Raw genomic sequence first — 17,516 nt, 5'->3', positions numbered from 1 at the left:
CGACGGCGACGCGGTGCGACAATCCAGGGGTGCTGGAGACGTCGGCCCGCCTGCTCGCCCTGCTGGGACTCCTCCAGACGCGCCCGGACTGGCCCGGTCCCGAGCTGGCCGCGCGGCTCGACGTGACGACACGCACGATCCGCAACGACGTCGAGCGGCTGCGCCGCCTCGGCTACCCGATCGACGCCGTACGTGGGACGGGTGGGCACTACCGGCTCGGAGCGGGAGCCGCCCTCCCGCCGCTGCTGCTCAGCGACGACGAAGCGGTCGCGGTCGCGGTGGGGCTCGGCTCGGTCCGTGGGATCGCCGGCGTCGCCGAGGCCGGCGAGCGCGCGGCACGCAAGCTCGAGCAGGTCCTGCCGCACCGCCTGCGGCGCCGCGTCGAGGCCGTCGCCTCGTCCCTGAGTGCCGGTCCGGCCAACACCGACTCCGACGTGCAGGACCCGGAGATCGACGTCGCCGTGCTCACCCGCGTCGCCGACGCCGTCCGCGACCACGAACGGCTGAGGCTGACGTACGACGGGCGCCGCCGCGACGTCGAGCCGTACCGGGTCGTGACGTGGCAGCGTCGCTGGTACCTGCTCGCGCGCGAGGTCGGCGTGAGGCCCGCACCCGACGACCCCTGGATCGCGTTGCGCCTCGACTGGTGCGAGGTCAGCGCGATGCCGCAGCCGCGGTTCGATCCGCGGCCCCTGCCCCGCGACGACGAGACGGCGTTCGTCGTGCGCGAGGTCGCCTCGGCGGGATGGGCGGTGCACGCGCGGATCACGGTGTACGCGCCGGCCGACGTGGTCCGGGCGCGGATCAACGACGCCGTCGGTGTGGTCGAGGCGGTCGACGACGAGTCCTGCGTCCTGGTCACCGGTGCCGACTCGGCCGAGACCATCGCGGTCTACGTCGGGATGCTCGGCCTCGACTTCCGGGTCAGTGGACCGCCGGCCGTGGTCGAGCACCTGCGAGCGCTGGCGGGTCGCTACGCAGCTGCGGTGGGTCCGCGGTGAAGAGTCGGACGGCGAACCACGCCGTGACGACGATCCGCAGAGCGATCGCGACGACGAGCACGGCATCGGGTCCGTCGGAGGTCGCGTCGTTCGTGCCGGCGACGTGCCACCACGTCGCGCACACCGCGAAGATCTCGGCTGCCTGCCACACCAGCAGGTCCCGCCAGGCGGGCCGGGCCAGGACGGCGGGGACGAGCAGCCACAGCGCGTACCCCGGCTCGTACGACGCGCCGACCCCGAGCACGACGGCCAGCAGGACGAACGCGACCCGCGCGGTGCTCGTGACGACGGCACCCCGGACCGTCCAGGCGAAGGTCGCGCACACGGCGAAGGCCGCGAGCCCGATGACCAGCGAGGCCACGACTCGCTCGTCTGCGCTCACCCCGACCTCGGCGAGCAGGGCCCAGACGGACCCGACCGGGTCGTCGTCGTAGATCCATCCGCGCAGCGGTCCGATCACGGCGTCGCCACCGGTCAGGACAAGCGCCGGCAGCGTGATCGCGGCGACGACCGCCAGAGCGGTGCCGACGAGTCGGCCCACCGCCTCGCCGTGCCGCAGGAGCGCAGCAGCGACCAGCGCGACCGCCACGAGCGCCGGCCACCCGGCTGCGGCGGTGCCCAGCCCGAGAAGCGCGCCGGCCGTGGCAGCACGACCGCGTGTCCACGCGGCGAGAGCCGCGGCCGTGATCGCGACTCCGAGCAGGTCCCAGCCGACACCGACCAGCACGACGAGCAGCGGTGCCGCCGCGATCGGCATCAGCGCCTCGACCGGACGCACCCACGGCGGCCAGCACTGGAGCCGGGCGCGAGTGAGCGCCGCCCGGCCGAGCGAGCCGAGAGCGAGCAGCAGCAGGACGACCAGGAGCACGGAGACCAGGCCCGTGTAGACCACGGCCTCACGGGCCACCTCCGGCGACTCCTCGACGCGCGAGGCGTCGCCCGCCGCGCGCTGCTCCTCGTCGACACCGAAGACCACCCGGGTCACCGCTGCGGTCCCCACCTGGAGGGCGCCCACCGGTCCGGAGACGCTCACCGCCGGCCATCGGCCGCCGTCGGTGCCCCACGGGCTGGTCCCCTCGGCGAGACCCGACGTCGCGTACTCGGCCGGTAGGTCGCTCGCGCACAGACGCGCGGCGCCACCGCTGTCGGAGAACCACCGGGCGCCGTCGTCGACGGCACAGGGCGCCTTCGTCACGAGGCCGAGCGTGCAGACGAGCGTCGCCGTGATCAGCAGCAGACGCAGCGGAGTCCACCACCGGTGCTCGACGCACCGGTCGACCGGTGTCGCGGGGTCGACCGGAGGCGCGACCACGTCAGGCTCCGCTGTCGCTGCCGTTCCCGCCGCCGCCACCGCCGCCGCCACCGCCGCCGTTGCCGCCGCCACCGCCGTTCGTGGGCGTCGGCACGGTCGGCACGGTGGGCTCCGTCGGCTCGGTGGGCTCCGTCGGCTCGGTCGGCTCGGTCGGCTCCGTCGGCTCCGTCGTCGGCGGGTCCGTCGGCTCGGTCGGACGCGACGGGCGGGTCGGCCGGGTCTTCTCCGGCTTCTCGACCTCTTCCTCGGTCGGCTCGGTCGTCGGCTCCGTCCAGGTCTTGCCCTCGGTCGCCTTGATGTTCGCGGGCGGCGGGAACTCACCGCAGTCCGAGGAGTCGAGCACCTCGTCCATGTAGGCCTGGAACGTCTTGGCCGGGTACTCGCCGCCGTAGAACGTGGGCATGTAGCCGTCGAGCTGGCCGTTGCCGTTCTTGCCGCGCGCGTACATCACCGCCGTCGACAGCTTCGGGGTGAAGCCGACGAACCACGAGCTGGAGACGTACGGTCCACCGATCTCGTTGCCGTCGGAGTCCACCTTCTGGAAGGTCGCGGTCCCGGTCTTCCCGGCGGTCGGGCAGACCGTGTCGCCGTTCTGACCCGTGCCCTGCTCGACGACGTCCTGCAGCGCGTAGGTGACGTCGGCGGCCACGGCCTCGGAGAAGCCGGTCTCCGACCGTGCCGCGTGCTTCTCGACGACCTCGCCGCTGCGGTCGCGCACCTTCTCGATCACGTACCAGTCGTTCTGCTTGCCCTCGTTCGCGAACGTCGCGTACGCCGCCGCCATGTCGACGTTCGGCACCGGGGCGTACCCCAGCGACATCACGGCGACGCTGGGGTCGTAGCGCTCGACGGCCGCCTTGGACACGCCGGCCTTCAGCGCAGCCTGGCGCGTCTTCTCTCCGCCGTCGTCCATCACGTTGTACGTCAGGTCGACGAAGGCGGTGTTGACGGAGTTCTCGGTGGCCTGCAGCAGGGAGACCGGGCCGTACGAGGAGCCGCCGGAGTCGCCCTGGTTCTCGATCGAGGCCTCGCCGATCTGCAGCGGCGACGAACCGTCGAGCAGGGTCGTGAGGCTGTAGCCGTCCTGGAGGGCCGCTGCGACCGCGAAGGGCTTGAAGGTCGACCCTGGCTGCGAGCCGAGGGTGGCCCAGTTCAGCTGGGACTTGAGGTAGTTCGGGCCGCCGTACATCGCACGGAGCGCGCCCGTCTCGGTGTCGACCGAGGAGAGCGCGACCTTCAGCTGCTTGAGCCCGTCGGGCCTCATCTCCTTGACCGTGCGGATCGCGGCCTTCTGCATCCCGCGGTCGAAGGTGGTGACCACCTTGAGGCCGCCGCCGTTGATCTGCGCGTCGCTGAATCCGGCCTCACGCAGCTTCTGCTCGGTCAGCGCCAGCAGGAAGCCCTTCGATCCGCCGAAACGGTTCGAGGTCTTCTGCTTCTCGACCTTCGGCAGCTTCTCGGCGAACTTCGCCTCCTCCACCGCCGTGATCGCGTCGGTGTCGGCCATCCCGCTGAGCACGTAGCGGTAGCGGGCGAGCAGCCGGTCGTGGTCGTCGGGGTCGTACGGGTCGAACGCGCTCGGGTTGTTGATCACCGATGCCAGCAGCGCCGACTGCGGGACGGTGAGCTTGGCGGCCTTGTGCCCGAAGTACATCTGCGAGGCCGCCTCGACGCCGTACGCGCCGTTGCCGAAGTAGATCGTGTTGAGGTAGCCCTCCAGGATGTCCTCCTTCTCCATCTGGTTGTGCACCTTGATGGAGAGGATCGCCTCCTTCGCCTTGCGCTGCAGCGTGCGCTCCTGCGTCAGGTAGAGCACCTTCACGTACTGCTGGGTGATCGTCGACCCGCCCGAGGTGGTGTCGGTGGTCGCGTTGTTGCGCAGGGCGCGCAGGATGCCCTTGAAGTCGAGGCCCTGGTTGGTCCAGAACGAGCGGTCCTCCGCGGCGATCACGGCCGACTTGATCGTCTCCGGCATCTCCTCGTAGTCGATCGAGGTGCGGTTCTGGGTGCGGAACTCGCCGATCTTGTGCTTGCCGTCGGCGTAGTAGACCTTCGTCGTCTGGGTGAGGTACTCGGCGTTCGCGTCCGGGATCGAGACCGAGCGGTACGCGATGAACAGCGCCGCGATCCCGAGCACGAGCAGCACGCCGCCGGTGATCAGTCCCCACACGAGAAGTCGGCGCCACAGCGGCTTCTTCGGCTTGTCCGCTCGGCGCGAGCGCCGGCGGGACGCGCGCGATCCGGGCGCGGACGTGCTCGCCCCCGCGGCTCGGCCGCCGGGCGGGGTGGTCGTCGATCGCGAGGTCGCGGGACCGTTGGCTCGCTGATCCGCCACGCGTCGTTCTCCTCGTTGTCCGGGCATCGGGGGGTGGCCTGCGGACATGGGCGCAGGGCTGAAGGACCGCGCTCCAGCGCGGTGATCCAACCCAGTGTGCCTGCTCGGGCCGCCACATCCCAAGCACCCGGGTCCGACGTGACGCATTCGCGCCGTGCTGTCCGGATCCACCGGACGTGGTGGGAGCGACGCAGATCACATCGCCGGGGGGTCACGTCGGGGCCGGTGTCGCCCGTGCTGGTTGACATCGCTTCGATGTATCGCGACGATATATCGATCGGCACCTGTACGGAGGGGGCCGATCCCGGACGCCGGAAGGAGGCTGTCGTGGCGAAGCGCGGTGCTGCACTCGAGTTCGCGGTCCTCGGGCTGCTCCACGACACCCCGATGCACGGCTACGAGCTGCGCAAGCAGCTCAACGCCCTGCTCGGCTGGTCGCGCGTGCTCTCGTACGGCACGCTCTACCCCTGTCTGAAGGCGCTCGGCCGGAAGGGATACATCGTCGCGGACGAGCCGGCGGAGCCCACGACCCGAGGTCGACGGGGCCGGATCGTGTACCGGCTCACGGCCGACGGCAAGGAGCACTTCGCCGATCTGCTGGCCGAGACCGGCCCGTCCGCCTGGGAGGACGAGAACTTCGGCATCCACTTCGCCTTCTTCTCGCGCACCGACTCCCGTACTCGGGTGCGCATCCTCGAGGGACGCCGAAGTCGTCTCGAGGAGCGGCTCGAGCGGGTCCGCGCCACCGCGCAACGCAGTCGCGAGCGCCTGGACGCGTACACGCTGGAGCTGCAGCGCCACGGTCTGGAGTCGGTCGAGCGCGAGGTGCGCTGGCTGACCGGGCTCATCGACGCGGAGCGCTCGGGGCAGGACCCCGGGAGCACGCGGGCGCCACACCCCCGCACGAGCAAGCAGGACGACAGTGACGAGTGAGACCACCACGGTCTCGAGGAGGAGGACCCATGGGTTCGGTACGTGTTGCGATCGTGGGCGTCGGAAACTGCGCCACGTCGCTCATCCAGGGCGTCGAGTACTACAAGGACGCTGACCCCGAGGGCACCGTCCCCGGACTGATGCACGTCCAGTTCGGCGACTACCACGTCCGTGACGTGGAGTTCGTCGCCGCGTTCGACGTCGACGCGAAGAAGGTCGGCTTCGACCTCTCGGAGGCCACCCAGGCCAGCGAGAACAACACCATCAAGATCTGCGACGTGCCGCCGCTCGGCGTGACCGTGCAGCGCGGCCACACCCTCGACGGCCTGGGCAAGTACTACCTGGAGACGATCGAGCAGTCCGACGCCGAGCCGGTCGACGTCGTCCAGGTGCTCAAGGACACCGAGGCCGACGTGCTCGTGTCCTACCTGCCGGTGGGCTCGGAGGCGGCCGACAAGTTCTACGCGCAGTGCGCGATCGACGCCGGCGTCGCGTTCGTGAACGCGCTGCCGGTCTTCATCGCCTCCGACCCCGAGTGGGCGCAGAAGTTCACCGACGCGGGCGTGCCGATCGTCGGCGACGACATCAAGAGCCAGGTCGGCGCGACGATCACCCACCGCGTGATGGCGCGCCTGTTCGAGGACCGCGGCGTCGTCCTCGACCGGACCTACCAGCTCAACGTCGGCGGCAACATGGACTTCAAGAACATGCTGGAGCGCGACCGGCTCGAGTCGAAGAAGGTCTCGAAGACCCAGGCCGTCACCTCGAACCTCAACGGCCCGCTCGCCGGCAAGATCGAGGACAAGAACGTCCACATCGGCCCGAGCGACTACGTCCAGTGGCTCGACGACCGCAAGTGGGCGTACGTCCGGCTCGAGGGCCGCGCGTTCGGCGACGTCCCGCTGAACCTCGAGTACAAGCTCGAGGTCTGGGACTCCCCGAACTCCGCCGGCATCATCATCGACGCGATCCGCGCCGCGAAGATCGCCAAGGACCGCGGCATCGGCGGCCCGCTGATCTCGGCGTCGTCGTACCTGATGAAGTCCCCTCCGGTGCAGCGCCCGGACGACCTCGGTCGGGCGAAGCTCGAGGCCTTCATCGTCGGCGACGAGGAGCGCTGAGGCTCGTCCGGTGACGCGGGTCGAGGCGCGAGCGAAGCACCTCCTCCCGCTGGTCGAGGCGCGAGCGAAGCGAGCGATCGAGACCCGCACGCAACGGCGCGGACCCGCACGCGGGTCCGCGCCGTTCGTCGTCCCTGCCATCCTCGACTGATGCGGGAGGGCTTGGCGACATCCGGGTTCCGGCGCCTGCTCACGGTCCGGATCGCGGCCCAGGTCGGCGACGGGCTGTTCCAGGCCGGGATCGTGTGGCTGACCCTGCTCTCACCGGAGGCCCAGCGCTCGCCGGAGCGGTTCGTCGCGGTGCTCGCGCTGCTGCTCCTCCCCTTCAGCGTCGTCGCGCCGTTCGTCGGTCTCGTGCTCGACCGGTGGCACCGCCGCACCCTGCTCGTCCTCGGTCAGAGCGCCCGCGCCGTCGCCGTGGCCGGGGTCGCCGTCCTGTCCGTCCTCGCCGACTCCACCCCGGGCTGGCCCACGTACGCGCTGGTGCTGGCGGTGCTGGGGACCGGTCGCCTCGTGCTGGCCGCGCTGTCGGCCTCGGTCCCGCAGGTCGTGCCGACCGACCGTCTCGTCGACGCCAACACGCTCGCGCCGGTGCTCGGGACCGGCGGGCACGCCTGCGGCCTGTGGCTGGGGGTGGTGGTCGTCGCCCTCGGCGGGTCGTCGGCGCACGTCCTCGCCCTCGCGGCGGCCGCGGCCGCGCTCGCGGCGCTGTCCGCCCGAGGGTTCGCGGACTCGGCGCTGGGCCCGGACTCCGGCACCCGTCCTCCGCGCCTCACCGACGTCGCACGCGACCTCGGGCGCGCCCTGCGGCACCTCGCCGCAGCGCCGCTCGTCCGCGCGGCACTCCTGCGGTACGGCGGGTACCGCACGGCGTACGGCGCGCTGACGCTGCTGGCGTTCGTGTTCGCCACGACCCGCTCCGATGCGTACCTGGCCGCCCTCGCCGGCGGCGTCGCCCTCGGATACGGCACCGGTGCGCTCACCACGCCGTTCGCCTGGCGGGCGTGGGGGCTGGACCGGCACGCAGTCGTGGTCGGGGTCGGTGGACTGCTGCTCGCTCTCGCCTCCGCCGCGCTCGGTCCGGCCGCCGGCTGGCCGGTGGTGGCGTTCGCCCTCGGCCTCGTGGGACAGGTCTGGAAGGTCCAGACCGACACGCGGATCCAGCGCGGGGTCGACGACGACGAGCGTGGGCAGGCCTTCGTGCTCTACGACGTGCTGGTCAACGTGGCCTACGTGGCCGGCGCGGCGCTCCTGCTGCCGCTCGTGTGACCGCCGGGCAGGCCGCTACTGCACGCGGTCGCCGCCGGCCGCGAGGTACTCGAAGTGCCACGGCTCGGCGCGCGAGCCGCCGGGTCGCGCCCACGACGGCAGGCCCCATCCGTACGCCGGGCCGTTGCTGTCCAGCCAGGTCCACGTGGACGAGCCCGGACCCTCCTCCGCACCGCACAGGTCGACGGCCAGCCCGAGCCCGTGGTTGCTCGTGCCCGGCGCGGCGACCAGTCCGGGGTTGGCCGCGTACATCGACGCCTGCTGCGCGTAGCTGCGGTAGCCGTTGTTCACGCAGGGTGACCGCCCGAACGCGGCCCGGAAGTCCTCCTCCAGGCGCGCCCACGCCTCGGCGGCGTCGGCGCGGAGCTCGATCCCGTCCACGGTGCACAGGGCGGAGGCCGGGAGGCGGCCGTTCGGTCCGCTCGGCTGCGCCTGCTCCGACGGGCAGCCGGTCAGGACGAGCTGGCGGCCGACGCGCGCACGGCCGGCAGCGTGCAGGCTCCGGGAGACCGCGACCGCCTGCTCCTCGAGGCGCTCCCGTCGCAGCGCCTCGCTGGCGATCTCCTGGGCGGCCTGCTCCGCGCGTGCGTGCTCCGCCGCGGCCTCGCGCCAGTCGCGCACCAGCGGGACGGACGCGAGCATCACGAGCACCAGGCCGGCGACCAGCACGACCCGCCGCAGCCGGCGGCGCGGCGGGCGAGGAGCCCGTCGTCGCCCCGGAGCTGCGTGGCGTCCGCCCACGGACCGTCCTCTCGTCGCCGCACGCCCCCGCGTGGACGACACGATAGCGAGACGGCACGTGTCCGGGCCAGCCTTCGCCGCCCGGATCGAGAGGTCGGGACCGAGCGGCCGCCGGGTGTGCGTCAGGCCTCGCGTGCCGCCCACCACGCGAGCAGCGCCTCACGGGCCTGCTCGGGCGGCAAGGGGCCGCGGTCCATCCGCAGGTCGAGCAGGAAGCGGTACGCCTCGCCGACCTCGCGACCCGGACCGATCCCGAGGATCTGCATGATCTCGTTGCCGTCGAGGTCCGGCCTGATCCGGTCGAGCTCCTCCGCCTCGGCGAGCTCGCCGATCCGACGCTCGAGGTCGTCGTAGGTGCGCTGGAGGCGCTCGGCCTTGCGCCGGTTGCGTGTCGTCGAGTCCGCCCGCGTGAGGACGTGCAGACGCTCCAGCTCGTCACCTGCGTCGCGGACGTAGCGTCGGACCGCCGAGTCGGTCCACTGGCCCGATCCGTAGCCGTGGAAGCGCAGGTGGAGCTCGACCAGCCGGCTGACCCGCTCGACGAGCTCGTTGGAGTAGCGCAGCGCCTTCATCCGCTTGCGGGCGAGCTTGGCCCCCACGACGTCGTGGTGGTGGAACGTGACGCTCCCGTCGTCAGCGAACCGCCGGGTCCTGGGCTTGCCGATGTCGTGCAGGAGCGCGGCCAGCCGGATCGCGAGGTCCGGTCCGCCGTCCCCGATCCGCGACTCGAGGGCGATCGCCTGCTCGAGGACGGTCAGCGAGTGGTCGTACACGTCCTTGTGCCGGTGGTGCTCGTCGCGCTCGAGCCGCAGCGCCGGCAGCTCCGGCAGGACGCGGTCGGCGATCCCGGTCTCCACGAGGAGAGTCAGTCCCGCCCTCGGCGCGGGCGCCAGCAGCAGCTTGTCGAGCTCGTCGCGCACCCGCTCGGCCGACACGATGTCGATCCGCTCCGCCATCGACCGCATCGCCTCCACCACCTCGTCGGCGGGGGTGAAGCCGAGCTGGGCGACGAACCGCGCCGCGCGCATCATCCGCAGGGGGTCGTCGTCGAAGGACCGCGTCGCCTCCACCGGAGTCCGCAGCACGCCCGCCCGCAGGTCGGCGATCCCCTCGTACGGGTCGACCAGCTCCCCGCCCGCCAGCCGGTACGCCATCGCGTTCACCGTGAAGTCCCGCCGCGACAGGTCCCCGGCCAGGTCGTCGCCGAAGGCGACCTCGGGCTTGCGGGACCTCGGGTCGTACGCGTCGGTGCGGTAGGTCGTGATCTCCAGGACCACGTCCCCCTTGCGGGCCCCGATGGTCCCGAACTCGCGACCCATGTCCCAGGTCGCGTCCGCCCACCCGGCGAGCACGTCCTCGGTCTGCTCCGGGCGCGCCGACGTGGTGAGGTCCCAGTCGGCGCCGGGACGGTCCAGCACCGCGTCGCGGACCGGACCCCCGACCAGGGCCAGCTCGTGACCGGCGGCGGCGAAGCGTCGTGCGAGGTCTCCGACCATCGGCTGGGCCGCGATGCGCGCCGTCAGGCTCGGGAGCGGATCGTGCACAGCGGAGGGTGAGGAGGCGGTGGCCATGACGACCCACTGTACGTGGGCGCCACCGGCGGCTCGACCCGTCGCTCTAGCATGGCTCCCGATGACGCCCACCTGCCCGAGCCCCGGCCAGCCCCCGACGCCGCTGCGTGCTCGGGCGTTGCTGGTGTCGCTGCTCGTGACCCTGCTCGGGCTCGGCCTGGTCGGCACCACCGGTCCGCACGCGGACGCAGCGGAGTCGGACCAGCTCTCCGTCACGATCGACACCCTCAGCCCGACAGCGCTGCGCTCCGGCGGCTCCGTCACGGTGACCGGGCGGATCTCCAACCCCACCGAGCGGACCTGGAGCCGGGTGCGGGTCTACCTCGCCCTCCCGTCCGAGCCCCTGACCACCACACGCTCGGTCGACTCCGTCCTCGCCGACCCGACCACCGTCGGCGGCCTGCGTCGCGTGACGGCGCTGGACTCGATCGGCACCGCCGGGGACCTGTCGCCCGGTGACACCACGACGTTCCGGCTCGAGGTGCCGTTCGGGCGGCTGGGGATCAGCGGCGCGTCCGGGGTCTACCCCGTCAGCGTCCAGGTGCTCGCGACGGCCCCGAACGGCACACGCTCCGACGATGCCGTCGGTCGCGCACTGACGGTCCTGCCGTACGTCGCCGACGACGCAGTCGACCAGCCCGCACGGGTGTCGGTCGTCTGGCCGTTCGTCGACCCGGTCCAGCGCGACGCGGACGGGCTTCCCGCCGACGCCGACGCGCTCGTCCAGGCGGTCTCACCCGGTGGTCGCCTCGACCGCCTGCTCGCGCTCGCGCGGGCCGACGAGTCCGCGCCCGCGACGGTCCTCGTCGATCCGGCTCTGCTCGACGCCCTGCGGGACATCGCGCTCGACAGCTACGGGCCCTCGCGCGCGGGCGGTCCAGGCGGCGCCGCGGCCTACGACCCCGATCAGCCGGTCGAGGAGGAGACGGACACCCAACGGGTGGCCCGCTCGTTCCTGTCCGACCTGGTGACCTATGCGCGCCGGCACACGGTCTGGACCCTGCCGTACGGTCGCCCGGACGCAGCCGCCCTCGGCCGTCCCGCCGCCGCCGAGTCCGGCCAGGCCGTGACGCAGGCGGCCGTGCGTGCGACCGAGGCCACCGTGAGCCAGTTCGGGCTGCGTGTGGCCCGCACGGTGTCGTGGCCACCCAACGGGATCACCAACCGCAGGCGTCTGGACCGGTCGCGCGCACTCGGGGCCGACGCCGCGCTGCTGTCGCCGGACGTGCTCCGCGGCTGGTCCCCCGCCGACTCCGACGCCTTGCAGGTCGAGGTCGACGGCCTGCCGATGGACGCGGTCGTGCTCGACCCGGGTCTGCAGCCCGTCACCACCGGAGCCGGCGCCACGCTCGCGCTGCGGCAGCGGCTCGCTTCCCGTGCCGCGCTGTCGGCACTCTCGCCGACGCATCCCGGGGTCGTCCTCGTGGCGGATCCGGCGTTCGACCCGGGCAACGAGTGGGAGCGCGCCGACTTCTCCTCCGTCTTCGATCCCGCCTGGGTGCGCCCGGTCGGGACCGACGCGCAGCTCGGGGACGCCGCACAGGTCTGGGAGGGACGGGTCCGGCTGCCGGGCAAGTCCAAGCAGCGCCCGATCAGCAACGACCAGGTCGAGGCCTCGGCCGAGATCCTCACGGGCGGGAGCGCGCTCGACGAGATGCTCGGCGCGAGCACCTCGCGCTCGGTGTTCTTCGACCAGAGCGCCGCGCTCGCGGCATCCCAGGGCTGGCGTCAGGCTCGTACGCGCGGCCTCGAGCACGCTCAGTCCCAGGCCGACGCGGTCTCGTCGATCCTCGACGAGGTCACGGTCTCGGTCACGTCGTTCGTGACGCTGTCGGGCTCGTCGGGACGCTTCCCGGTCACGATCACCAACGGTCTCGACGTGCCCGTCACGGTCGGCGTCCGCTTCTTCTCGGAGAGCCCGAGCACACGGATCCCCGACGTCGAGGTCACCGAGATCTCGCCCGGCCAGAGCCTCACGACGACGGTGACGGCCGAGGCCGGTCAGGCGACCACCTCCGCGGTCACGGCCAGCCTGGTCACCGCGGAGGGGACGATCGTCGGCGTCCCGGCACCGTTCACCGTCCGCTCCAGCGTGGTCGGTCGGGTGGTGTGGGTCTTCCTGGCGCTGGCGGTCCTGCTGGTCGTCGTCGCCGTGGCGCGGCGGGTCGTGCGCGCGCGGCGTCGTCGACGCGTCGCGAGTCCGGAGGGTCGATGAGCAAGCACCGACGTTCGAGGCGTGAGGCACGCGACCCGGATCACCCGCCGGCGGCTCCGGAGCCGACCGGGGGCGCCCCGCTGGGCTCTGCAGCGGAGCGTGCGGCCAGCGTGGCCGGGGAGTCCGGTGCCGACCCCACCTCGGACCCGGCGGCTGTGAACGAGGTCGTGGCCGAGGCCGAGCGCCGCACCTCGACCGGGTTGCTGTCCGCCAGCGTCCTGATGGCGGCGGGCACGGTCGTGTCGCGTCTGACGGGCTTCGTGCGGGCCTCGCTGATCTTCGCCGCGATCGGGTCCAGCCTCAACGCCGACATCTTCACCGGTGCCAACACCATCCCGAACGCGCTCTACATCCTGGTCGCCGGCGGGATCTTCAACGTGGTCCTCGTCCCGCAGCTCGTCCGGGCGATGCGCAACGACGCCGACGGCGGCGACGCGTACGCCCAGCGCATCGTCACGCTCGGCCTGAGCGTCCTCCTCGTGGCGACGGTCGTGCTGGTGATCGCGACGCCGCTGCTCACGCGGATCGTGTTCGACCCGATGCTGTTCGAGCCGCAGCACGCCGCCGCGCTGGAGTCCGCCTACACGTTGATGCGCTACTGCCTCCCGCAGATCTTCTTCTACGGCGCGTTCGTGCTCGTCGGGCAGATCCTGAACTCGCGCGGGCGGTTCGGGCCGATGATGTGGGCCCCGATCGCGAACAACCTGATCTCCTGCGCGATCCTCGTCACCTACATCGCCGTCTACGGCAGCTCCGACGGCTCGGACGGCTTCACCTCCGGGGAGGAGGCGCTGCTCGGCCTCGGGTCCACGCTCGGCATCGCCGTGCAGGCGCTCGTGCTCGTCCCGTACCTCCGCGCGGCCGGCTTCCACTACCGTCCGCGCTTCGACTGGCGCGGGGTCGGTCTCGGCCACACGCTGCGCCTCGGCGCCTGGACCCTCGGCTTCATCCTGGTGAACCAGGCGACGTACGTCGTGGTGAACCGGATCGCGTCCAGCGCCGGTCTGCGGGCGGCCGAGGCCGGGATCGACGACCCGGCCGGGACGACGGTGTACGCGAACGCGTTCCTCATCACCCAGGTCCCGCACGGCGTGATCACCGTCTCGCTCGTGACCGCGACGATGCCGCTGCTGTCCCGCCTGGCCGCCCAGGGCCGGCGCCAGGACGTCCGCGCCGAGCTGCAGCGGACGATGCGGCTCGTCCTCGCGCTCGTCGCCCCGGTCGCGGTGGCCGTGCTCGCGCTGTCGACCCCGCTCGGCGTGCTGATCGGGTCGTGGGGCGAGATGACGGGTGAGACCGGACCGCTCGGGAACACCATCGCGGCGTTCGCCCCCGCGATCGTGCTCTTCTCGCTCCAGTACATGACCCTGCGGGGTTTCTACGCGCTCGAGGACACCCGGACGCCGTTCTTCATCCAGATCGTGCTCGCGACGACCAACATCGTCCTCGCGATCACCCTGACCGCGTCGGTCTCCCCGAGCCAGATCGCCCCCGCCCTCGCGCTCGCGTACGGGGCGGCGTACCTGGTGGGGTCCGCCACCTCGCTGATCGTGCTCTCGACGCGCGTCGGCCCGGTGGTCGACTGGCGGGTCGCCGGCTACGCGGTGCGTCTCACGACGGCATGCATGGTCGCCGGGGCCGCGATGCTGGTCGTCCTGGTGGTCTTCAACACCCGCGGCGTCGCCGACGTCGAGTCCAAGGCGGGCGCTCTCGTGATCTTCGCCTCGGCCGGGCTGATCGGCGCCGTGAGCTACCTCGCGGCCGCGTGGCTGCTGCGGCTGCGCGAGGTTCAGGACGTCGTCCGCACGGTGCTGCGGCGCTCGGCGTCGTAGGCCCTGCGCGGCCGTCCCAGGCGAGGGCGGTGGGATCCGCCGGCAACCCGGGGTGGTGCGCCACGTGTCCGCCCACCGCGTGGATAGCATGAGGCGTGGACCAGACGGCGCAGCTGAGCTCGGGGACGGTGCTCTCCGGTCGCTACCGCCTCGACGACCTGATCAAGGAGTCGGGCGGGGCCGTCACCTGGAAGGCCTACGACACGGTGCTGTCCCGCCCGGTCGGTGTCCAGGCCCTGCGTGCCGACGACCGCCGGTCGACCGCGTTCGTGCTCGCCGCCGGCCGGTCGACGGCGGTGGCCGACCCGCGGTTCCTGCGGATCCTCGACATCGTGGAGGACGACCTCGGCCACACGTACCTCGTCCGGGAGTGGGCGCGCGCAGTCTCCCTCGACCACGTGCTCGACCCGACCACGCTGACGAACCGTCGCTCCGCCACCGTGGTCGCAGAGGTGGCCGAGGCCATGGCCGAGGCGCACGCCGCCGGCGTCTACCACCGCCACCTGCGACCGGCGACGGTCCTGCTCAAGGACAACGGAGCGGTCCGGGTCATCGGCCTCGCGACCGACCACGCGCTGCGTTCGGCCCACCACGACGTCGACGAGGCCGACGTCGGCTACGCCGAGCAGCTCGACGTCGAGGCTCTGGGCAAGCTGCTCTACGCCTGCCTCACCGGCCGGTACCCGGGAGGCGACGAGGGACTGCCGGCCGCGCCGCGCGAGCACGGGCGGCTGCTCCGTCCCCGACAGGTCCGCGCCGGGGTGGGACGCGACGTGGACGTGGTCTGCGACCAGATCCTCGGACGCCCCCCACGACACCATCGAGCAGGTCTGCACAGCGCCCGCGACATCGCACTCGAGCTCGCGATGACCGGCGAGGACGAGCCGGCCGAGGAGCCCGAGGTGCTCGCGTCGTCGCCCGACCTGTTCCGGCACGATCCGGTGCGGGTCCCGGAGGGCCCGCCACCGGGCGTGACGCCCAAGCGTCGACCGCAGGCCTTGGAACCACCGCCCCCGAATCTCGCCGAGCGCGGCGTCGAGCGTCTGCGCCGGGCCACCGACGGCGAGCGCAAGCTGATCTGGCTCGCCGTCGTCGTGATCGTGCTCCTCGCGATCGGCCTGACGTTCGTGGTCGGCCGTGCCTCGGCACCCGGGGGCGACTCGATCCCGAGCGACCAGCCGACGGCGGCCGATCCGGTCATCACCGGGTCCGTGGTGGACCTGCCCGTGGACTCGGTGACGTCCTTCGACCCGGAGCCCGACGGCGACGGCTCGGAGAACCCGGACGCCGTCGGGCTGGCCGTCGACGGCGACCCCGAGACGGCGTGGACGACCCTGGAGTACTACAACCAGGCAGCCCTGGGTGGGCTGAAGGAGGGCGTGGGCCTGATGCTGGACCTCGGGGACGTCCACGACGTCGAGAGCGTCCAGGCGCTGTTCGTCGACGCCCCGATCTCGTTCCAGGTCTACGTCGCCCCGGACCGCAGCCGCGAGCCCACCCGCCTCGACCAGATGAAGCGGGTCGGCAACGCCGACAACTCCCCGACCGGAGCGTCGGTCTCGCTCGGGGAGGTCACGCGCACGCAGTACGTCCTGCTCTGGCTCACCGAGCTGCCCGCGGTCGACGACGACGTGTTCCAAGGTGGGGTCGCCGAGGTCGTCGTCCGCGGCTACGCCTGAGCGGGAATGCCGCCCCCCTAGGATGCGTTGTGCGGAGTGCAGCCGAAGGCTGCACGGATCGACCACCAACGAAGGCGAAGAATGTCTACTGACGTACGCAACGTGATCATCATCGGATCCGGCCCGGCAGGCTACACCGCGGCGGTCTACACCGCCCGCGCGAACCTCTCGCCGCTGGTCTTCGAGGGCTCCGTCACCGCCGGTGGCGCCCTGATGAACACGACCGACGTCGAGAACTTCCCGGGCTTCCCCGAGGGCATCGTCGGGCCGGCGCTGATGGACAACATGCGCCAGCAGGCCGAGCGGTTCGGCGCCGAGCTGGTCGCTGACGACGTCGTGTCGGTCGACCTGGGCGACGACGTGAAGGTCGTGCGGACCGCCACGGGCGAGTTCCGCGCGCACGCCGTGATCCTCGCGATGGGCTCGGGATACCGCAAGCTCGGGCTGCCGGACGAGGACCGTCTGTCCGGGCGCGGGGTGAGCTGGTGTGCGACCTGCGACGGATTCTTCTTCCGCAACCAGAACATCGTGGTCGTGGGAGGCGGTGACTCCGCGGTCGAGGAGGCGACGTTCCTGACCCGGTTCGCAGAGAAGGTCACCCTCGTGCACCGTCGTGACGAGCTGCGCGCCAGCAAGATCATGCAGGACCGCGCCTTCAAGAACGACAAGATCGAGTTCGCCTGGAACAGCGAGGTCGCCGGGCTCCGCGGCCAGGACACGCTCGAGGGCGTCGTCCTGCGCGACACGGTGACCGGCGGCGAGCGTGACCTCGACGCGACCGGGCTGTTCATCGCGATCGGGCACGATCCTCGCTCCGAGCTGGTCAAGGGCCAGGTCGACCTCGATGCCGAGGGTTACGTGCTCGTCGAGTCAGGCTCGACCCGGACGAACCTCCCGGGCGTCTTCGCGTCCGGCGATCTCGTGGACCACACCTACCGTCAGGCCGTCACCGCCGCCGGCACGGGATGCTCGGCGGCGCTGGACGCCGAGCGCTTCCTCGCCGATCTCGAGGATCGGGCACCTGCCGCCCCGGCGATCGAGCCCAGCACCCAGCAGACCACCACCCCGGAATCGTCCGCGTCCGTCGCGGGTTGATCCTGACAGGCACCGCACCTTCCACTCGAGCGCAAAGGAACCAACCGTGGGCAACATCCAGGCCGTCACCGATGCCGACTTCTCCACCGCCGTGCTCGGCGCCGACAAGCCCGTCCTCGTCGACTTCTGGGCCGAGTGGTGCGGACCGTGCCGCCAGGTCGCTCCGATCCTCGAGGAGATCGCGGCGGAGCACGCCGACAAGATCACGGTCGTGAAGATGAACGTCGACGAGAACCCGCAGACGCCGGCGTCGTACCGCGTGACGTCGATCCCGACTCTCAACGTCTACTCCGGCGGCGAGCTGGTGCACACCGTCATCGGCGCGAAGCCGAAGAGTCTGCTGCTCAAGGAGCTCGACGAGTACGTGTCCTGATCCTTGCTGCTGCCGGATCCGCCGGATCTCGGCACGCCG

The 17,516-nt window shown here is 72.1% G+C and carries 14 protein-coding genes; 10 read left to right on the top strand and 4 right to left on the bottom strand.

Features of this window, described 5'->3' with window-relative positions; genetic code table 11:
• Window positions 1–29 precede the first annotated feature (29 nt).
• Window positions 30–1,001, top strand: coding sequence for a helix-turn-helix transcriptional regulator (locus CLV56_RS09445; protein ID WP_039363296.1), 972 nt, complete (start codon window positions 30–32; stop codon window positions 999–1,001).
• Here CLV56_RS09445 and CLV56_RS09440 read toward each other — a convergent pair.
• Together CLV56_RS09440 and CLV56_RS09435 are read right to left on the bottom strand one after the other, a co-directional pair.
• A complete protein-coding gene (locus CLV56_RS09440) occupies window positions 925–2,313 on the bottom strand; it encodes a hypothetical protein (protein WP_157805124.1) in 1,389 nt (462 codons plus the stop codon). The genes CLV56_RS09445 and CLV56_RS09440 overlap by 77 nt on opposite strands.
• Before the next feature lies 1 nt (window position 2,314).
• Window positions 2,315–4,648 (bottom strand): transglycosylase domain-containing protein, encoded by a 2,334-nt coding sequence (locus tag CLV56_RS09435; RefSeq protein WP_170224781.1) that lies wholly within the window; start codon window positions 4,646–4,648, stop codon window positions 2,315–2,317.
• Window positions 4,649–4,975: 327 nt separating this feature from the next.
• Here CLV56_RS09435 and CLV56_RS09430 point away from each other — a divergent pair, with 327 nt between their 5' ends.
• The 4 genes from CLV56_RS09430 to CLV56_RS09420 are packed head-to-tail and all read left to right on the top strand — an operon-like array spanning window position 4,976 to window position 7,971.
• A complete protein-coding gene (locus CLV56_RS09430) occupies window positions 4,976–5,581 on the top strand; it encodes a PadR family transcriptional regulator (protein WP_039363290.1) in 606 nt (201 codons plus the stop codon).
• 29 nt (window positions 5,582–5,610) lie between these two features.
• Entirely contained in the window at window positions 5,611–6,702 is a 1,092-nt protein-coding gene (locus CLV56_RS09425; protein ID WP_039363287.1) for an inositol-3-phosphate synthase, read from the top strand.
• A 10-nt stretch (window positions 6,703–6,712) separates the two neighbouring features.
• Window positions 6,713–6,853 carry a hypothetical protein gene (locus CLV56_RS20570; protein WP_157805123.1) on the top strand — a complete coding sequence of 47 codons (141 nt, stop codon included), beginning with the start codon at window positions 6,713–6,715 and terminating at the stop codon, window positions 6,851–6,853.
• Window positions 6,853–7,971, top strand: a complete 1,119-nt coding sequence (locus CLV56_RS09420) for an MFS transporter (RefSeq protein ID WP_039363780.1) — start codon at window positions 6,853–6,855, stop codon at window positions 7,969–7,971. Before CLV56_RS20570 ends, CLV56_RS09420 begins: the two co-directional genes overlap by 1 nt.
• A 15-nt stretch (window positions 7,972–7,986) precedes the next feature.
• Here CLV56_RS09420 and CLV56_RS09415 read toward each other — a convergent pair whose 3' ends face one another.
• Together CLV56_RS09415 and CLV56_RS09410 are read right to left on the bottom strand one after the other, a co-directional pair.
• On the bottom strand, window positions 7,987–8,712 hold the full coding sequence (locus CLV56_RS09415) for a M15 family metallopeptidase (RefSeq protein WP_157805122.1): 726 nt from the start codon (window positions 8,710–8,712) through the stop codon (window positions 7,987–7,989).
• Between the two features lie 122 nt (window positions 8,713–8,834).
• Window positions 8,835–10,283, bottom strand: a complete 1,449-nt coding sequence (locus CLV56_RS09410; RefSeq protein ID WP_039363285.1) for a CCA tRNA nucleotidyltransferase — start codon at window positions 10,281–10,283, stop codon at window positions 8,835–8,837.
• Window positions 10,284–10,344: 61 nt separating this feature from the next.
• On the opposite strand from CLV56_RS09410, the gene CLV56_RS09405 reads away from it, so the two are divergent.
• The 5 genes from CLV56_RS09405 (at window position 10,345) to trxA (ending at window position 17,477) form a co-directional block, all read left to right on the top strand.
• Window positions 10,345–12,498 (top strand): DUF6049 family protein, encoded by a 2,154-nt coding sequence (locus CLV56_RS09405; RefSeq protein WP_039363281.1) that lies wholly within the window; start codon window positions 10,345–10,347, stop codon window positions 12,496–12,498.
• On the top strand, window positions 12,495–14,330 hold the full coding sequence (gene murJ, locus CLV56_RS09400; protein WP_100414739.1) for a murein biosynthesis integral membrane protein MurJ: 1,836 nt from the start codon (window positions 12,495–12,497) through the stop codon (window positions 14,328–14,330). Before CLV56_RS09405 ends, murJ begins: the two co-directional genes overlap by 4 nt.
• A gap of 95 nt (window positions 14,331–14,425) precedes the next feature.
• Complete coding sequence (locus CLV56_RS09395; protein WP_039363278.1) at window positions 14,426–16,009, top strand: protein kinase; 1,584 nt, start codon at window positions 14,426–14,428, stop codon at window positions 16,007–16,009.
• An 81-nt stretch (window positions 16,010–16,090) separates the two neighbouring features.
• Window positions 16,091–17,104 (top strand): thioredoxin-disulfide reductase, encoded by a 1,014-nt coding sequence (trxB, locus tag CLV56_RS09390; protein WP_100414738.1) that lies wholly within the window; start codon window positions 16,091–16,093, stop codon window positions 17,102–17,104.
• A 46-nt stretch (window positions 17,105–17,150) separates the two neighbouring features.
• Window positions 17,151–17,477 (top strand): thioredoxin, encoded by a 327-nt coding sequence (gene trxA / locus CLV56_RS09385; RefSeq protein WP_039363275.1) that lies wholly within the window; start codon window positions 17,151–17,153, stop codon window positions 17,475–17,477.
• Window positions 17,478–17,516 lie beyond the last annotated feature (39 nt).

Origin of the sequence: Mumia flava (assembly GCF_002797495.1) — a bacterium.
Taxonomy (GTDB): Bacteria; Actinomycetota; Actinomycetes; order Propionibacteriales; family Nocardioidaceae; genus Mumia; species Mumia flava.
The sequence above is the reverse complement of the archived record's forward strand: the minus strand, read 5'-3'. Positions and strand labels throughout refer to the sequence as shown.